The sequence below is a fragment of the Pseudomonas sp. KCJK9000 genome (assembly GCF_046230725.1).
In the GTDB taxonomy this organism is placed as follows: domain Bacteria; phylum Pseudomonadota; class Gammaproteobacteria; order Pseudomonadales; family Pseudomonadaceae; genus Aquipseudomonas; species Aquipseudomonas promysalinigenes.
In genome coordinates this window covers 1-17042 of sequence record NZ_JBJJLN010000009.1, presented here as the reverse complement: position 1 = coordinate 17042, position 17042 = coordinate 1, and the positions used below count along the sequence as shown (strand labels likewise).

Below are 17042 nucleotides of genomic sequence, written 5' to 3'. Positions count from 1 at the left end.
CCCCGGCCACCGCTGGGCGCGATACCCGTCGCGCTAAAGCCTCGTTCAGACCTTGCCCGGCAGTTTGATATGCCGGGCATACCAAGGCCTGCGCGGGGTGCGCCGCAGCAAGGGGGCCACGTCCCGCTCACCGCTGAAAGCAATCCGCAGCGCAAGCTTCATGGCTTCGACTTCCATCTCCCCCGCCCCGCCTCCAGCATCGGAAATGCCACCGCAGCCATGGGTGATCGGCCCGAGCCATGGGTCACCGACCTGCACCCACCGCCCCGGTGCGAACCAGGACACACCGTTGACCTGCCGGCGCTGCACTTCACCCGGATGGGCGCGCTCGTGTGCCCGGTACCAGTCTTCGATGCGATCGTCGATCCAGCCATGAAAGCGCCAGAACACTGGGTTCACGTGGGACGAAAACGGGTCGCCCAGGAAGTCGTTTTCCTCACGGAACCAGCGCGCAGCGTAATCGGTCTGGTCGCGGTCACCCATCACCGGGGCGCCGTTGGAGGGGTCGCGGGTGACGGTGGCCCAGCGCATGTGCAACCAGTCATGAATGTTCAGTTCCACCTGTGAGCCAAATTCCCCCAGGGTCAGGCGGCTGAGGTAGTCCGGGTCCTGATACTGCGACTCCCACACCTGAAAGTTACTGAAGAAAGTCTGTGCCGCCTTGATGCCATGCAACCACTGGCTCAGTTCTTCATCATCGGCCGCCACCCAGGCCGGTGGCACCGAGTTGCCATCGTGGTTCTCCTGATAGCGGATGAATCCCAAGCGGTCGTACTCCAGCTGCGGTGACGGCAGTGGCAATTGCGTCCAGTTCGGCAGGTCAGGCTGCAGGCTGCGTGCATGCCCCAGCATGTGCCGGTGCATGAACAGAAAATCTTCGCCGGACCCATTGAGGTGCTTGCGCCGGCCCCGAGCGCTGCGTTCCGCATCACGCGGGCCTGGTTGCCAACCAGCGCCTCGCAGAGCATCGCGCTTGGCCTCGGGCAAGCGGTGCCATTTGTCCCGAGTGGCATGCCATACCTGATGAAACAGGCGGTGCTCCGGGGAGTTCAGCCAAGCCATGAGCGTGGGTGCCAACGGCGTGACCTGGCGGGCCTCGGGGAAGGCGCGTTTGCTGGCAATGAACTGGTTGTCAGGCTCAGGGCTCAGCAGTGGCCGATCGATGCGCCGGATGCGGCCGGTCAGGGTGCCTGCGCCCGCATTGCCCCATGAGGCCCATACCTCATCGAGGGTCGCCTCCAGCTCATGGCTAGGTGCTGACGCTCCCGCCGGCACCAGGCGCCAGCGCACGTTGCCCGCATCGGCAGCAACCAGCTCGCCCAGCACTCGGTAGCGAGGCTGATCGTTGCCGCGCAGTTGCTGTGCGACATCGACAAAGCCGCGCAGCGCGCGGCCCGTCGGCCCGACATCGAGCAGCAGTTGCAGGCCCTGCAGCGGCAAGCCCTCAAGCCCGGCATCGGCACCACTCAAGCGCAGGTCCCAGATACCGCGCAGTTTGTCGGCAATGCGCATGCCGGGCTCGCTGGCTGCTTCGACAGTGGCCTCGCCCACTGTCTGCACTTCATCCTTGCCCAGCGGCTCGTCGTAGTCCTGGGGCTGGCGCGCATACCACGCTGCCGAGCCCGCCGCCCCCGCAACCGCTAGCCCCACCATGAACCCACGCCTGGAAAACCTCATCGCCACATCCGTACCCGTGTCAGCCACGCCTATCGAGCTAGAACGAGACGCCGCCCGGCAAATTTAACGCCGGCGCGCTGCTAAATTTCCGGCTGCCGGCCTCGTCCCTCCGTGACAGGCAAGCCCGGTAAGCGCGGCTGCCGTATCGACCCTGGCAACCAACGGGATGGCAATGAACACGACACGCTTGCGCAAGGCCCCCTACCTCGCAGCCCTGGCCCTAATCCTCGCAGCCGCAGGCGCCGCAGCCTGGTATTTCTTCATCTACCTGCCCGCCGGTTACCCGCGCGAGGTGATCAAACACGCCGAGCAACTGCAAGAGCGCATCCTTTCTTTCGACAGCCATATCACCGTACCGCTGAATTTTGGCACCGAAGGCAAAGAGGCCGACAAGGATGGCAGCGGCCAGTTCGACCTGGTCAAGGCTGGGCGGGGGCGTTTGTCAGGCGCTGCGCTGACGATCTTTGGCTGGCCGGAAATCTGGAACGGCGACAACGCGCCCCATCGCCCCACCGCGGCCTTTGTCGATGAAGCGCGCCTGCAACAGGAAATGCGCTACAAGATTATTACCGGCATGGTCCGCGATTACCCCAACCAGGTTGCCATCGCCTACACCCCCGCCGATTTTCGTCGCCTGCATGGCGAGGGCAAATTTGCCATCTTCCTCAGCATGCTCAACGCCTATCCCCTGGGGCACGACCTCGATGCCCTGGACACCTGGGCTGCGCGCGGCATGCGCATGTTCGGTTTCAGCTACGTGGGCAACAATGACTGGGCCGACTCCTCGCGCCCGCTGCCGTTTCTCAATGACACCCCTGACGCCCTGGGCGGCCTATCGTCGCTGGGTGAGCAAGCGGTGGCTCGGCTCAACGACCTTGGCGTGATCATCGATGTCTCGCAGATGTCGACCCTGGCCCTGGAAGACGTGGCCCGCCTGAGCCGTGCGCCGATGGTCGCCTCCCACTCGGCACCGCGAGCGCTGGTAGATATCCCGCGCAACTTGAGCGACCACGAACTGCAAGCGATCAAACGCAGCGGCGGTGTGGTTCAGGTGGTGGGTTTTCCCGCCTACCTCAAGCCCCTGAGCCAAGGCACCCTGGACAAACTCAACGCGCTGCGCAAACGCTTCGACCTGCAGCCCTTGACGGGCCTTGCCAATGCCTTGATGCCGGGCGATGCGATCATTGCCATCTGGCCGGAAAAGCGGTTCGGTGAGTACGCCAGCGCGCTGTACGCCATCCTCGACGAAGAGCCCCGCGCCACGGTCAAAGACCTGGTCGACGCCATCGACTACACCGTGCGCAAAATCGGCATCGACCATGTTGGCATCGCCTCGGACTTCAACGACGGAGGCGGCGTCACGGGGTGGATGAACGTCGGTGAATCGCGCAACGTCACCGCCGAGCTGATTCAGCGCGGGTACTCCGACGCGGACATCGCCAAGCTGTGGGGCGGCAATTTCCTGCGCGTGTGGGACACCGTGCAAAGCTTGGCCAAACCCAGTGCCATCAAACCAGCGGAGCGCGGCTGATGAACGCACGTCGGCGCTTTCTCAAACAGGCAGGCCTGCTGGCCGCCGCCCTACCGCTGACCGGCAATTTTGCCCAGACGGCGCTGGCCGTCACGCCGCTGGCAACGCCCGACCAGAACAAATGGCAAGCCCTGCGCCAGCAGTTCGACCTGGACCCGGCCTACCTGCACTTTTGCAATTTCCTGCTCGCCTCCCACCCGCGCGTGGTCACTGAGGCCATCGCCCGTTTTCGCACTCGATTGGATCAGAACCCCGGCGAAATGGTCGATTGGGACCGCGAAGAACTGTGGGGCTACGAAAACCAGGTGCGTGCCTGGGCTGGGCGCTACTTCGCCGTGCAGCCAGGCCAGGTGGCCCTGACGGGCAGCACCACCGAGGGCTTGTCGATGATCTATGGCGGCCTGCAGGTGGCGCCGGGCAAGGAGATCCTGGTCAGCGCCCATGAGCACTATTCGACCAACACTCGGCTGGATTACCGCGAACGGCTTATGGGTACCAAGGTGCGCCGGGTGGCGCTGTTCAAGGACCCGCACCAGGTTTCGGTGGACGAAATACTCGGCAATATCCGCCAGGCCATCCGCCCCGAAACCCGTGTGCTGGGCATGACCTGGGTGCAGTCTGGCAGCGGCGTGAAGCTGCCGATCCGCGAGGTCGGTGAGCTGGTGAACCAGCTCAACCAGCAACGCGACGAGCAAGACCGAATCATCTACGTGGTGGATGGCGTACACGGGTTCGGCATCGAGGACGTAACCTTCGCTGACTTCAACTGCGACTACTTCATTGCCGGCACCCACAAGTGGTTGTTCGGCCCACGCGGCACCGGCGTGATCATCGCTCGCCACGCCAAGCCACAGCCTTACCTGGTGCCGAGCCTGCCGACGTTCACCAAAGGGGAAAACTTCGGCACCTTGATGACCCCTGGCGGTTACCACGCCTTCGATCATCGCCTGGCCCTGGGCAAAGCGTTCGAGCTGCACCTGCAACTGGGCAAGGCCGATGTCCAGGCTCGCGTGCATCAACTCAATGACTACCTCAAGCAGCGGCTGGCCGAGCACCCCAAAGTGCAGCTGGTCACCCCTCGCAGCAGCCAGCTTTCCGCAGGGTTCACCTTCTTTCGCGTCGAAGGCCGCGACTGCGACGCCGTCGCCCGCCACCTGATGGCCAACAAGGTCATCAGTGATGCCGTCGACCGTGACGTGGGCCCAGTGGTGCGCCTGGCCCCCAGCCTGCTCAACGACGAAGCCGAGATCGACCGGTTGATGGCGATCCTCGCGCCACAACTCACCTGACATTGTTGCCTTTGAAGAGAACCCTATGGCTATGTTCAAACCCTTGGCCCTGATGGCCGCCCTGTTCGCCAGCGCCCCGGCCTTGGCCGCCGACGCGCCCAAACCCGGCAAGATTTTCAAGGACTGCAAGGATTGCCCGGAGATGGTCGTGCTGCCTGCCGGCAGCTTCACCATGGGCGTGCCGGATGATGAAGTGGGCCGCCAGCCCGACGAAGGCCCGATGCACACCGTGACCTTCGCCAAGCCCTTTGCGGTCAGCCGCTTCCAGGTCCAGGCCAAGCAGATGCAAGCCTGGCAACGCGAAGCCAAGGTCACCCTGCCCGACGGCGACGACCGTCCAGGCCGGCGCTGCACCAATGGCAAGCCTAGCTACCCGCAAGGCCCGGACCAACCGGCGGTGTGCATCAGCTATGACGAGGTCAAGGCCTACGTTGCCTGGCTGTCCAAGAAAACCGGCAAGCACTACCGCATGCTCAGCGAGGCCGAACGCGAATATGGCGCCCGTGCAGGCTCCAGCGGCCCATTCCCGTTCCCGTTCGATGAAGGCAAGCAATACAGCATCGCCAAACACGCCAACACCTACGGCGCCGCCGACGGCTATAACTACACCTCGCCTGCCGGCAGCTTCCCGGCTAACGCCTTCGGCCTCTACGACATGCACGGCAACGTCTACGAATGGGTAGCCGACTGCATGCACGACAGCTACGTAGGCGCGCCCAGCGATGGCAGCGCGTGGATGGAAGCAAGCTGCGAGTACAACCACATCCGCGGCAACGACTACAGTGAAGCGCCGGTGTTTTCCCGCTCGGGTAACCGCAACTACCGCGAACCCTATGTACGCGGCGACTGGTTGGGGTTTCGGGTAGCTCGAGAGCTGTAACCCGCGCGGTCATCCAGACGACCCAGGCTCGATAGCCTGGGCTTGCTAAATAAGAACCCTTCTCGAACGTCTTCCTCACAGGGCAATGGCCCGCACGGCGCCTGCCTGACGCAGCGCCCAAAGCGCTCGCGCGCATCCACCAGGAACCCACAATGAACCGATCGTCCCCTGGCGCACTTCGCGAACTCCTCGGCTTGCTCAAACCCTACCGCCTGATCGTCGCCGCTGCCATCGGCCTTGGTATCGTGGGCGGCCTCTGCATTACCGTGCTGCTGGCCAACATCAACAACCTCTTGCATACCCCTGGTGCACTGAGCTGGGGCGTGGTGCTGGCGTTCGCGGGCATTTGCCTGGTGGCGCTGGGCGCCTCCATCGCCTCGGACATCGGCACCAATTATGTCGGCCAGCACGTGATCGCGAGCTTGCGCCGTGACCTGGGCGAAAAAGTGCTCAGTGCGCCGATCGAGCAGATCGAGCGCTACCGCAGCCACCGCCTGATCCCGGTGCTGACCCATGACGTTGACACCATCAGTGACTTCGCCTTCGCGTTCGCACCGCTGGCCATTTCGCTGTCGGTGACCCTGGGCTGCCTGGGGTATCTGGCGCACTTATCCTGGCCTATGTTTCTGATCGCCGCGCTTGCGGTGCTGATTGGTACAGGCGTGCAATACATCGCACGCATACGTGGCATCCGGGGGTTCAACGCGGCCCGTGAAGCTGAAGACGAATTGCAGAAGCATTACGACGGTGTAGCTTCTGGTGCCAAGGAACTGCGCATCAGCCGCCCGCGTCGACAGCGTATGTTCAACGACCGCATCAGCCGTACGGCGAACTATATCCGCGACACTCACGTGCGCTCGATCAACATTTTCGTCATCGCCAAAAGCCTTGGCTCGATGCTGTTCTTTGTGGTGATCGGCCTGGTGCTGGCCCTGCAACAGGCGCAACTGGTCAGCGACCCCAAGGTGACCAGCGGCTTCGTGCTGGTGTTGCTGTACATGAAAGGGCCACTTGAGCACTTGGTCTCGACCCTGCCCATCGTCAGCCGCGCGCAGATTGCCTTGCGTCGCATTGCCGAGCTGTCGCAGCAGTTTTCCTCGCCCGAACCGCACCTGCTGCTCGATGCCCCTGATGTGCCTGACCGGGAAATCCAAAGCCTGGAGCTGCGCAATGTGCGCTTTGCCTTCCCGCCAGTAGAAGGTGCTGCGCCCTTCGCCCTTGGGCCGATCAACCTGCGAATAAAACAGGGCGACATCCTGTTCATCGTCGGCGAGAACGGCTGCGGCAAGACCACCCTGATCAAGCTGCTGCTGGGCCTGTACGCGCCCCATGAAGGCGAGATAGTACTGGACGGCCAGAGCGTTACCGCCAGCAACCGCGACGACTACCGCCAGCTGTTCACCACCGTGTTTGCCGACTATTACCTGTTCGATGACCTGCTGCAGGACGGCCAGGCGTTGCCCGAGGACGCCGGCAACTATTTACAACGACTGGAAATCGCCCACAAGGTGCAGATCCGCGACGGGGCCTTCACCACCACGGATTTGTCCACCGGGCAACGCAAACGCTTGGCGCTGATCAACGCTTGGCTGGAGCGGCGCCCTGTGCTGGTGTTCGACGAATGGGCGGCCGACCAGGACCCGACATTCCGGCGCATCTTCTATACCGAGCTGCTGCCAGAGCTCAAGCGCATGGGCAAGACCATCATCGTCATCAGCCATGACGATCGCTACTTCGATGTGGCCGACCACCTGCTGCGCCTGCGCAATGGCAAGCGCGTGGAAGAAGAAATCACAGAATTTTCACATTGAGCTTTCCGGTTCTGGGGCATCCGAACGTTACATAAATGCAAATAACTCTCATAAGTAATCTATCTGCTAACACTGAGTATCCGCATGATCACTAATACGGTTTCGCCGCTCGCCCGGGCGGTTCGCAGGAAATCCTTGACCTTGGCATCTCCGACGCTACTGGCCTGTGCGCTGGCGGCCTCGATGCATGCTTACGCCGAACCCGTACAGCTCAACATCCCATCGCAGGGGCTCGCCGGCGCACTCAATGCTCTGGCGCAACAGGCTGATCTGCAGTTGCTCTACAGCCCGCAAAGCGTGCGTAACACCACCGCCCCCGCTATCAAGGGCACTATGGAGCCTGAACAGGCACTGCGCCTGCTGCTGCGTGACAGCGGCCTTAACTACCAGCTCGACGGCCACACGGTGATCCTGACTGGCGCATCGGCGACATCGGCGATGGAGCTGGGACCTTTGAACATCGACGCCAACACGCTCAGCGCCACCAGTGAGGGGACCAACTCGTACGCTGCACGTGCCGTGACCATCGGCAAAGGCGTGCACACGCTCAAAGAAACGCCGCAGTCGGTCACGGTCATGACCCGCAAGATGCTCGATGACCAAAACCTCAACACCCTCGAGCAGGTGTTGGACAAGACGCCCGGTATCACCACCTATGACTCGCCCATGGGCGGCAAGTATTTCTACTCGCGCGGCTTCAACCTCGACGGCCAGTACCAGTACGACGGCGTGCCCTTGGATGTGGGTGGCAACTACGTGCAGGCCAACAGTTTTTCCAGCGACATGGCGATCTACGACCGCGTGGAAATCCTCAAGGGCGCAGCCGGCATGATGAAGGGCTCCGGCTCCTCGGCCGGCGGCGTGAACTTCGTGCGCAAGCGGGGGCAAGACAAGGCACACACCAGCGTTACACTGTCCGCCGGCAGTTGGGACAACTACCGCAGCCAAGTGGATGTGGGAGGGCCGCTTAACGAATCGGGAACCGTGCGCGGCCGAGCGGTAGCGGCGCTTCAAGACAAACAGTATTTCTACGACAACGCCGATCGTCAGGACCGTGTCGCTTACGGCGCCATCGACTGGGATGTGACGCCCGACACCACCCTGGGCTTGGGCCTTGCCTACGAGGATGTCGATGCCTCACCTTGCTATCATGGCCTGCCACGATACGCCAACGGCAGTGACCTGAAGCTATCCCGCTCGACCTGCCTGGGCGCCAGCTGGAACGACCTGCAAAGCGAGCGCATCACAGGCTTCGCTGACCTCAAACACCGCTTCAACGATGACTGGTCGCTTAACTTCGCCTCGGTGTATACCCACAACAACCAGAACATCGAGTACGGTTACTCTGAAGGCGCCGTGCCGGTAGGCGCTAGCACTGGCGCTATGGGCCGTTACGCCGGTCGCTTCGATTACGACCAGACCGACTACGGCTTCGATAGCTATATCGATGGCAAGTTCGAGGCCTTCGGCCTGGAGCATGAGCTGATTATCGGGGCCAATGCCAGTCGCCAGAAGAATCACGACTATTTCGCGCTACTGGCCCTGAGCGGCACGCAAAACCCCTTCGACCCATCGGATAACTTCCCGCGCCCTAGCAAAGCCGACTACCAGACCGGCACCCTGCGTGGCGGGCCGTTCCCTACCGATTCCACCACCACTCAGTGGGGCACCTATGCCAACCTGCGGCTGAAACTGGCCGAACCCCTTACGCTGGTGCTGGGTAGCCGCGTCAGCTGGTACCGCAACGATCGCGACTCCTATACCCAGCGCTGGGATACCTGGGAACATATTCGCAGCAAGGAAAATGGTGAAGTCACCCCCTTCGGCGCGCTGCTCTACGACCTGAACGACCAGTGGACCGCCTACGCCAGCTACGCGCAGATCTTCCAGCCACAAGGCAACCTGACCACTGCCGATGGCAAATCACTGCAGCCCAAAACCGGTGGCAGTTATGAGCTGGGTATCAAAGGCGAGCTGCTCGATGGCAACCTGAACACCTCGTTCAACCTGTTCCGTACCATCGAGGATCACCGCGCAGAAACCGACTATGAAAATGTCTGCGGCGGCTCCAGTGACGGTTACTGCTACAGCGACAGCGGCAAGGTGCGTGCTCAGGGCTTCGAGGCTGAGATCAGCGGATCGCCGATCGATCGCCTGCAACTGCTGGCTGGCTACACCTATACCCAGACCAAATACCTGAAAACCATCAACGATACCGACCCAACGGAACTGACGTTCACCTCAAGCTTCATTCCACGCCACATGGTCAAAGTCTGGGGTGACTACCAGCTTGACGGCGCGCTGGACCGCTGGACCCTGGGCGCGGGAGTGACCAGCCAGAGCGATAACTTCCGCCGTCAGGGCACCACGCGCATCGAGCAGCCGGGCTACACGCTGTTCAGTGGCCGTGTGCAGTACCGCATCGACCAGAACTGGACCGTTGCGGTCAATGGCAACAACCTGTTCGACAAGAAGTACTACAGCACCATCGGGGCCACCGGGTGGGGCAACTATTACGGCGAGCCCCGTAACTTCATGGTGACTTTGAAAGGCGATTTCTGAGTTCCCGGCCAAGTCAGGCACCAGCCCGTATTCGCGGTTTTAGCCGCGAATACGGGCGTAGCCGGTGCCATCCACCGCGCAGAACTCTTCGCCGCTAGACCCTCCGGGCCTGCGCAGGCCTTGAGACATGCGCGAACGTGTAGGAGCGAGCACAGCTCGCGATGCACCGCTCAAGCGGTGCTCGCTCTCCCAGGCGCTAAACACCCAAAGCGCCCCCCTGATCTCCCTTACCCCAAAGCTCGAGCCAACGCCGCACTCAGTCGCTCATGCACCTGCAGCACCTGCGGCAGTACCGCGGCCATGCGCAGCAAATCATGGGTCAGCCCCGGCAGCTCCATCACCTGGACCGCAACCCCAGCCTGGCGCAACCGCTCCACGTAGGCCCGCCCCTCATCAAGCAACGGATCGAGCCCGGCCAAGGCGACGATGGCCGGCGCCACACCGCTCAGGTCCTCGGCCAGCAGCGGTGAAAAGCGCCAGTCTTCACGGTCTTTCGCGGTACGCGCGTAATGGTCATAGAACCACTCCAGGGTATCGCTCTCAAGCAGGTAACCTTCGCCGAACAGCGTGCGCGAGACACTCTGCCGGCTGGCATCGGTCACTGGGTAACATAGCAACTGAGCGCGAGGGACAAGCCGTGCGCGCTCCCCCTGCCGGGCAGCAGCAATGGCCAGCACCGTCGCCAGGGTCGCGCCTGCGCTGTCGCCACCGAATGCAACACGGGCACTGTCAAGGCCCAGCGCCGCTGCCTGGCCGGCCAGCCACTCAAGGCAATCCTCGCCGTCGTGCACGGCAACCGGAAAACGATGCTCCGGTGCCAGACGGTAACCCACCGCCAACACGGCACAACCAGCCCTGGCACACAGCTCGCGGCAAACGCCATCGTGGCTATCCAGGCTGCCTACAACAAACCCGCCGCCATGGAAATACACCAGTACTGGCAACAGGTCGTCTGCCTGCGGCGGCCGGTAAAGGCGCAGCGGGATGAGTGCACCGTCCCTGGCAGGCGCATTCAGTGCTTCGACAGCCAGCTCATCCGGCGCAGCCCATTGCAATTGCTCGGTAGATTGCTGGAAGGCCCGCCGGGCCTCGGCAGGGCTTAGCTGATGCATGGGTAGGTTGTCAGCATTGGCTTGAGCAAGGTCCAGAAACGCTTCAAGTTCAGGATGTAGCATGGAGTGCCTCGATTAGGGTGAGGCCTAGGCAGGCCTCCCCGATTGAATGACGAAAAGGATCAGCCCAGACGTTGCAGGCAGTGCTCGACCAACAGCTCAAGCTCGTTGCAGTAGTCGTCCATCAACGCCTGCACCGTTTCGGGACGGTAACGGCGCGTGCTGTACACACAGCGCAACGCCAGGCAGCCGTCATAGACCTGGCCGATGATTTCCAGCCAGTTGCCAAGACGTGCAACGGGGCTGTAGCAGTCCCCCGTACCTTCGCCAGCCGGCACCAGCAGCGCCTTGTCGTCAAAGCTCTGGTCGAACTGGCCCAGGTAGTTGAAGGTGACTCGGGCCTGCGGCAAGCGGGCCAAGCGTTCTCTTAAATCAGGCTCGCCCAGGTAACGCAGCACGCCATAACCGATGCCTTTGTTCGGCACAGCTTGCAGTTGCCCCTGAATGGCCAGGATCGAGTCGCCCATATCCCTCTCTGGTTGCAGACGTACCGGGAACATGCTGGTGAACCAGCCCAGCGTGCGCGACAAGTCGATGTTCTCGAACAAGTCTTCACGGCCATGCCCCTCCAGTTGCACCAGCACCGACTCCTGCTCGCTCCAGCGGCACAGCACGCGGCCCAAGCCAGTCAGCAACAGGTCGTTGATCTGCGTGCCATAGGCAACAGGCGCTTGCTTGAGCAGGCGGCTGGTCGAGCTGATGTCGAGCACGACCCTGGCCACCGCCTGCTCACTGACCTGGTTGCGACCACGAGGGTTGTCGCAAGGCAACTCCTGAACCGGGCGGTCCAGTTGCTGTAGCCACCAGTCGGCTTGCTCGGCGGCGATCCGCCCAGCATCCTGGGCCAGATGTTCAACCCAAGTGCGATAGCTGCTGCTACGCACGGGCAGGCGAGGTTCCTGCCCTTGGCAGCAAGCCTCGTAAGCGCTGCGCAAGTCTTCGAGCAGCACACGCCACGACACGGCGTCCACCACCAGATGGTGGATGACCAGCAGCAGTCGTGCCTGGCCATCGGCCATGCTCACGTGCATGGCACGCCACATCGGCCCGTCGGCCAAGTCCAGGCTGCGTTGCGCTTGGTTGGCCAATCGCTCCAGCGCCTGTGCATCGGCGGCTTCGCGCCGCCACAGCTGCGGCGCGCTGAGGTGCTCGGCACAATAATGCTGCAGCCAGCGGCCACTGTCCCGGCTGAAGCGCAGGCGCAGTGAATCGTGGTGCCGCTCGATTATCCCCAGGGCTTGCTCCAACGCATCCAGGTCGAGCGAACCACGGGCCTTGAGCATCAGCGCCTGATTGAAGTGCTGCGGCTCGCGCATTTCTTCGGCGAACAGCCACTCCTGAATCGGCAGCAGGCGGAATGCGCCTTCCCTCACCTCACGGCTGTTGTCCTCGACTGGGCCACTGGCTGCTTCAGCCGGACGCTCGCAGATGCCGACGATAGTCTGATAACGCAACAGATCGCGTAGTTTCAAGTCCAGGTTCAGCACAGGATGGTTCTTGACCCGTGAAACCACTTGCAGGCTGAGGATCGAGTCACCGCCCAGTTCGAAGAAGTTGTCTTCGATACCGACTTGCTCGACCTGCAGCACCTGCGCCCAGACCTCAGCCAGCAGTTGCTCTTGGAGATTGCGAGGCGCCACATAAGCCTGCTGCTGGAAGCTTGGCTCCGGCAGCGCTTTGCGATCGAGCTTGCCGTTGGGGGTAACCGGGAAGGCGGCCATGACCATGACCTGCACCGGCACCATCCAGTCAGGCAAGGTGGCGCGCAGGGCCATTTTAAGGCTGTCACCTGACAGTGAATGCTCGCCCACCACGTACCCCACCAACTGCTTGCCCGAGGCACTGTCCCGGGCGATTACCAAAGCATCCCGCACACCTGCCTCACGGCGCAGCGCAGCTTCGACTTCGCCTAGCTCGATGCGGAAACCGCGTATCTTCACCTGCTGGTCGATCCGCCCCAGGTAATCAAGGATGCCATCCTCGCGCAGGCGCACCAGGTCACCGGTGCGGTACAACCGCCCGCCTGGGCTACCGAACGGGTCCGGCACGAAGCGTTCGGCGCTCTGCCCGGGTCGGTTCTGATAGCCACGGGCAACCCCCTCGCCACCGATGTACAGTTCACCGGCCAAGCCCACCGGCAACGGATTGAGCTGCTCGTCCAACACATGCAGGCTGCGCTCGCCCACAGCACGGCCAATGGGCGCATAGTCGGCGCCGCAAGGCTCATCGCTCGCCGCTTTCCAAAGCAACGGCGTGACCACGGTTTCGGTGGGGCCATAGCCATTGGTGAAGTAGCGTGGGCGCAGCGCCGCGCGAACCTGCTCGAAGCTGCGCTCCGGCACTGCATCACCGCCGAAGCAGTAAATGCTCACAGGCGGCGCGGGCGTTCCGCTGCCTTCGACATACTCAGCGATCTGCTTGAGGTAAGCCGGTGGGAAGCAGGCGATGTCGATACATTGCTCGTGCAATACCTGGCAAGTCTGCTCTGGCGTCCACAGACTGCCATCGCGAATCACCAGCGTGCCTCCCACCATCAGCGTGGTCAGCCAGCGCTCGTGGGCGCCGTCGAAAGCGAACGACATGAAGTGCAACTCGCGCACGCCTGGCTGCATCTCGTACAGCTCGGCGATAGCCTGGCAATGCATGCTGAGCGGCCCTTGCGGGACTGCTACGCCTTTCGGCCGGCCAGTGGAACCTGAGGTGTAGATCAGGTAAGCCAGGTTGCCTGGCAGGGCTTGCGACGGCGGCGCAGTATCCTGCCATTGGCCCTCATCGGCGGCGTCGAGCAGTACCCTTTGAAGATTAGCCGGTGCGGGTATCCGCGCCTGCAAGGCACCCTCAGTCACCAGTAAAGCCATCCCAGAGTCCTCGACCATGTACGCCAGGCGCTCGGCAGGGTAGTCGACGTCCAGGGGCAGGTAGGCAGCGCCTGTCTTCATCACCGCCAACAATGTCACCAGGGTTTGCACCGAACGTGGCAGGGCTACCCCAATCACACATTCAGGGCCGGCCCCCAGCGCCTGCAACCGGTTGGCCAGGCGATTGGCAGACTGCTCCAACTGCAGGTAATCGAGCTGCTCTGCGCCGCACTGCACCGCCACTGCATGTGGACGCTGCACGGCATGCCGAGCAATCAGCTCGACCAATGATTGCGCCTGCCAGCTACGGCCTGGTTCGGCGCTCCAGCAGTGCAGCGCGGTGCGCTGCGCCTGAGGCAAGCGCTGCAAATTACCCAGTGCGACGTGCGCATTGGCGAGCATTTCGTCGAGCAGGTGCTCCATCGTTTCACGAATGCTCTGCACCGCCGGTTCGCTGAAACAACCGCGCAGGTACAGGTATTCGATCGACAACTGCTCACCCAGATGCACCGCCAGGTCCATGGGGAAGTTGGTGACATCGTGGTTGGACGACTGCCCAAAGCTCAAGCCACTGGCGGCGCTGTCACCCAGGCGCTGATCGATCGGGTAGTTCTCGAAGACGATGATGCTGTCGAACAACGGCTGGCCACCCTGCCCCGACCACCGCTGCACGTCGGCCAGCGGCACATGGGCGTGCTCGCGCAGCTCCAGGTTGTCGTGCTGCAGGGCCTGCAACCAGTCAAGCAATGGCTGCTGAGGGTCCATTCGGCCGATGACCGGCAGGGTATTGATGAACAGGCCCAGCATTCGGTCGGCCCCTGTCAGGCCTTCAGGGCGACCGGCCACGGTTGCGCCGAAGCAAGGCGCTGCCTGGCCGGTATAGCGCTGCAGCAACAGCAGCCAGGCACCTTGCACCAGGGTGTTGGCGGTGATGCGCAGCTCGCGGCAACGTTGATGCAGGCGCGCGGTGCGTTCCTCATCCCAGCGGGTGTACAGCGCATGGTGGCCCTGTTCGTCGCTGACATGGCGCGGATGCATGGCTTGGCTCAGGGAAGTCGGCTCGTCCAGGCGTTGCAGGCGGCCTTTCCAGAAGCGCTCGAGGGCGCCCTGGTCCTGGCGCTGCAGCCAGCCGATGAAGTCGCGATAGCGGCCCACCTCAGCGCTGCTGCTGCCATGGTGATACTGCTCCATCACCTCGCCAAACAACTGCGAGCTGGACCAGCCATCCATGAGAATGTGGTGGCTGGTCCAGGCCAAGTGATAGCTGTGCTCGGCAACGCGGATCAGCAGCAAACGCTGCAACGGCGCGCACGTCAAGTCAAAGCCACGGGCGCACTGTGCTTCGAAGCGCTTGGCCAGCCGTTGCTGGTCTACCGCCTCGCCGCGCCAGTCGAGCAGCTCGAAGTCCAGGCGAGCCTGGCGATGCACAACCTGCACTGGGCGCGGCAGCCCTTGCCAGTGAAAACTGGTGCGCAGGATATCGTGGCGTGCCATGACGCGCTGCCAGGCCTGCGCGAAGCGTTGTGGATCCAGGCCCTCCACCGGCAGACAGACCTGGTTCACGTACAACGCCGAACCATTGTCGGACAGCGTATGGAACAGCATGCCCTCCTGCATCGGTGACAGAGCGTACAGGTCTTCGATATCTGGCACCGCAACAGGCAATGCATCGAGCAGGGCCTGATCGAGCCCGGCCAGCGGGAAGTCCCCAGGCGTCACGCCGTGGTTGCCCGGTTGCAAGCAATGCTCAACCAGTGCCCGCAAAGCGCTTTCGAAGGCGTCTGCCAGCGCTTGAACCCGGCCTGGCTCGAAAGTGCATGCGCTGTAGGTCCAGCTCAGGCTCAACTCGCCCTGGTGAACCTGGCCATCAAGGTTCAGCCAGTTGCCCAGGGGGGCATCCTCGTCGATACCGCTACCGGCCGACTCCTGGGCCAGGCGCCACAAGGCATGCTCTGCAGAGCCTGCATCGAACTGGCCAAGGTAGTTGAAGGTGATACGCGGCTGAGGCAGGGCTGCCAATGCTTCACGGTCAGCCAGCGCCCCCATGTGGCGTAGCAAGCCATAGCCTAGGCCTTTGTTGGGCACATTGCGCAGTTGTTCCTTGATGCGTTTGATCGAGGCGCCGATATCGGCGCCAGGCTGCAGGCGCACTGGATACAGGCTGGTGAACCAACCTAGGGTACGCGACAGATCGATGCCGTCGAACATCGCTTCGCGCCCGTGCCCCTCCAACTGCACCAACGCCGAGGCCTCGCCGCTCCACGTACATAGGGCTTGGGCCAGGGCGGTCAGCAACAAATCGTTGACCTGCGTACGATAGGCCGCTGGCGCCTGTTGCAGCAACGCGCGGGTCAGGGCAGTGTCGAAACGGCTGGTGTGGGTTCGGGCATGGCGTTTGGCCTGGCTGCCATCCGGGTGGTCGGCCGTGATGCCTTCTGCGCCCTCGGCAAGCTGGGCCTGCCAGTAGCTGAGCTCAGCACGCAGCTGCGTCGATTGCGCATGGGCGACCAGTTTCTCGCCCCAGACCTTGTAGGCGCTGGTTTTGGCTGGCAGGCGCAGCGCCTGGCCGTGTAGCAACTGCTGGTAAGCGCTTTGCAAGTCCTCCAGCAGAATGCGCCAGGACACACCATCAATGACCAGGTGGTGGGCTACCAATAGCAAACGTTGGCTGCCATCGGCCAGGCTGGCCAAGAGCACACGGCACACTGGCCCGTGCTCAAGCGACAGGCTGCGCTGAGCCTCAGCGGCGGCCTGCGCAAAGTCACCGACCTGCACACAGTCCAACTGCACGGCCTGATCGACGTCGGCATGATACTGCACCCAGCCTTCGGCGCCTCTGCGATAGCGCAGACGCAGGGCATCGTGGTGCAGGGTGACCTGTGCCAGCGCAGCGCTGAGTACCTCGGCATCCAAGGCCTCGATTGGCTCTAGCACCAGGGCCTGGTTCCAGTGATCACGGGCCTTGATCTCGGTGTCGAAGAACAGCCGCTGAATCGGCAGCAACGGGGCCTCGCCAGTCACCGGCCCTTGCTCGGCCTGGCTGGCTTGCCCTTGTTCGGTGACACCGGCCAAACGCTGCAGGGTCTGAAGCTCGAAAACGTCTTTTGGCGTGAAGTGCAGGCCTTGCTGACGGGCGCGGCTGACCAACTGAATCGAGACGATGGAATCACCACCGAGCTCGAAGAAGTTGTCGTTCAGGCCAACCCGCTCGACCTTCAGCACGTCCTGCCAGATGCCGGCCAGGCGTTGCTCCAGTTCGCTT

8 protein-coding genes and 1 pseudogene are annotated in these 17042 nt (G+C 62.8%); 5 read left to right on the top strand and 4 right to left on the bottom strand.

Annotated features, from left to right (window positions below; genetic code table 11):
- Positions 1-45 precede the first annotated feature (45 nt).
- The gene (locus ACK59H_RS06410) at positions 46-1677 is read right to left on the bottom strand and encodes a twin-arginine translocation signal domain-containing protein (RefSeq protein ID WP_060476967.1); all 1632 of its coding nucleotides are present in this window, start codon (positions 1675-1677) and stop codon (positions 46-48) included.
- A 172-nt stretch (positions 1678-1849) separates the two neighbouring features.
- On the opposite strand from ACK59H_RS06410, the gene pvdM reads away from it, so the two are divergent.
- From pvdM to ACK59H_RS06385, 5 genes are all read left to right on the top strand, one after another.
- On the top strand, positions 1850-3208 hold the full coding sequence (gene pvdM, locus ACK59H_RS06405; protein WP_060476980.1) for a pyoverdine-tailoring dipeptidase-like protein PvdM: 1359 nt from the start codon (positions 1850-1852) through the stop codon (positions 3206-3208).
- A complete protein-coding gene (gene pvdN / locus ACK59H_RS06400; protein ID WP_060476968.1) occupies positions 3208-4497 on the top strand; it encodes a pyoverdine-tailoring periplasmic protein PvdN in 1290 nt (429 codons plus the stop codon). The genes pvdM and pvdN overlap by 1 nt, the downstream gene beginning before the upstream one ends.
- Before the next feature lie 25 nt (positions 4498-4522).
- Positions 4523-5377: a formylglycine-generating enzyme family protein gene (locus tag ACK59H_RS06395; RefSeq protein ID WP_060476969.1), complete on the top strand. Its 855-nt coding sequence runs from the start codon at positions 4523-4525 to the stop codon at positions 5375-5377.
- Between the two features lie 152 nt (positions 5378-5529).
- Entirely contained in the window at positions 5530-7188 is a 1659-nt protein-coding gene (locus tag ACK59H_RS06390) for a cyclic peptide export ABC transporter (RefSeq protein WP_060476970.1), read from the top strand.
- Positions 7189-7272: 84 nt separating this feature from the next.
- Positions 7273-9750, top strand: coding sequence for a TonB-dependent siderophore receptor (locus ACK59H_RS06385; RefSeq protein ID WP_060476971.1), 2478 nt, complete (start codon positions 7273-7275; stop codon positions 9748-9750).
- Positions 9751-9977: 227 nt separating this feature from the next.
- Here ACK59H_RS06385 and ACK59H_RS06380 read toward each other — a convergent pair whose 3' ends face one another.
- From ACK59H_RS06380 to ACK59H_RS06370, 3 genes and pseudogenes are all read right to left on the bottom strand, one after another.
- Entirely contained in the window at positions 9978-10925 is a 948-nt protein-coding gene (locus ACK59H_RS06380; RefSeq protein WP_060476972.1) for an alpha/beta hydrolase, read from the bottom strand.
- Between the two features lie 59 nt (positions 10926-10984).
- On the bottom strand, positions 10985-16801 hold the full coding sequence (locus ACK59H_RS06375) for an amino acid adenylation domain-containing protein (RefSeq protein ID WP_409264337.1): 5817 nt from the start codon (positions 16799-16801) through the stop codon (positions 10985-10987).
- A 102-nt stretch (positions 16802-16903) separates the two neighbouring features.
- A pseudogene (locus tag ACK59H_RS06370) lies at positions 16904-17042 on the bottom strand (phosphopantetheine-binding protein); the annotation flags it as partial.

Excerpts from the sequence above, each read along its gene's own strand:
- ACK59H_RS06410 (WP_060476967.1), bottom strand. The coding sequence starts at position 1,677 with ATGAGGTTTTCCAGGCGTGGGTTCATGGTGGGGCTAGCGGTTGCGGGG.
- pvdM (WP_060476980.1), top strand. The coding sequence starts at position 1,850 with ATGAACACGACACGCTTGCGCAAGGCCCCCTACCTCGCAGCCCTGGCC.
- pvdN (WP_060476968.1), top strand. The coding sequence starts at position 3,208 with ATGAACGCACGTCGGCGCTTTCTCAAACAGGCAGGCCTGCTGGCCGCC.
- ACK59H_RS06395 (WP_060476969.1), top strand. The coding sequence starts at position 4,523 with ATGGCTATGTTCAAACCCTTGGCCCTGATGGCCGCCCTGTTCGCCAGC.
- ACK59H_RS06390 (WP_060476970.1), top strand. The coding sequence starts at position 5,530 with ATGAACCGATCGTCCCCTGGCGCACTTCGCGAACTCCTCGGCTTGCTC.
- ACK59H_RS06385 (WP_060476971.1), top strand. The coding sequence starts at position 7,273 with ATGATCACTAATACGGTTTCGCCGCTCGCCCGGGCGGTTCGCAGGAAA.
- ACK59H_RS06380 (WP_060476972.1), bottom strand. The coding sequence starts at position 10,925 with ATGCTACATCCTGAACTTGAAGCGTTTCTGGACCTTGCTCAAGCCAAT.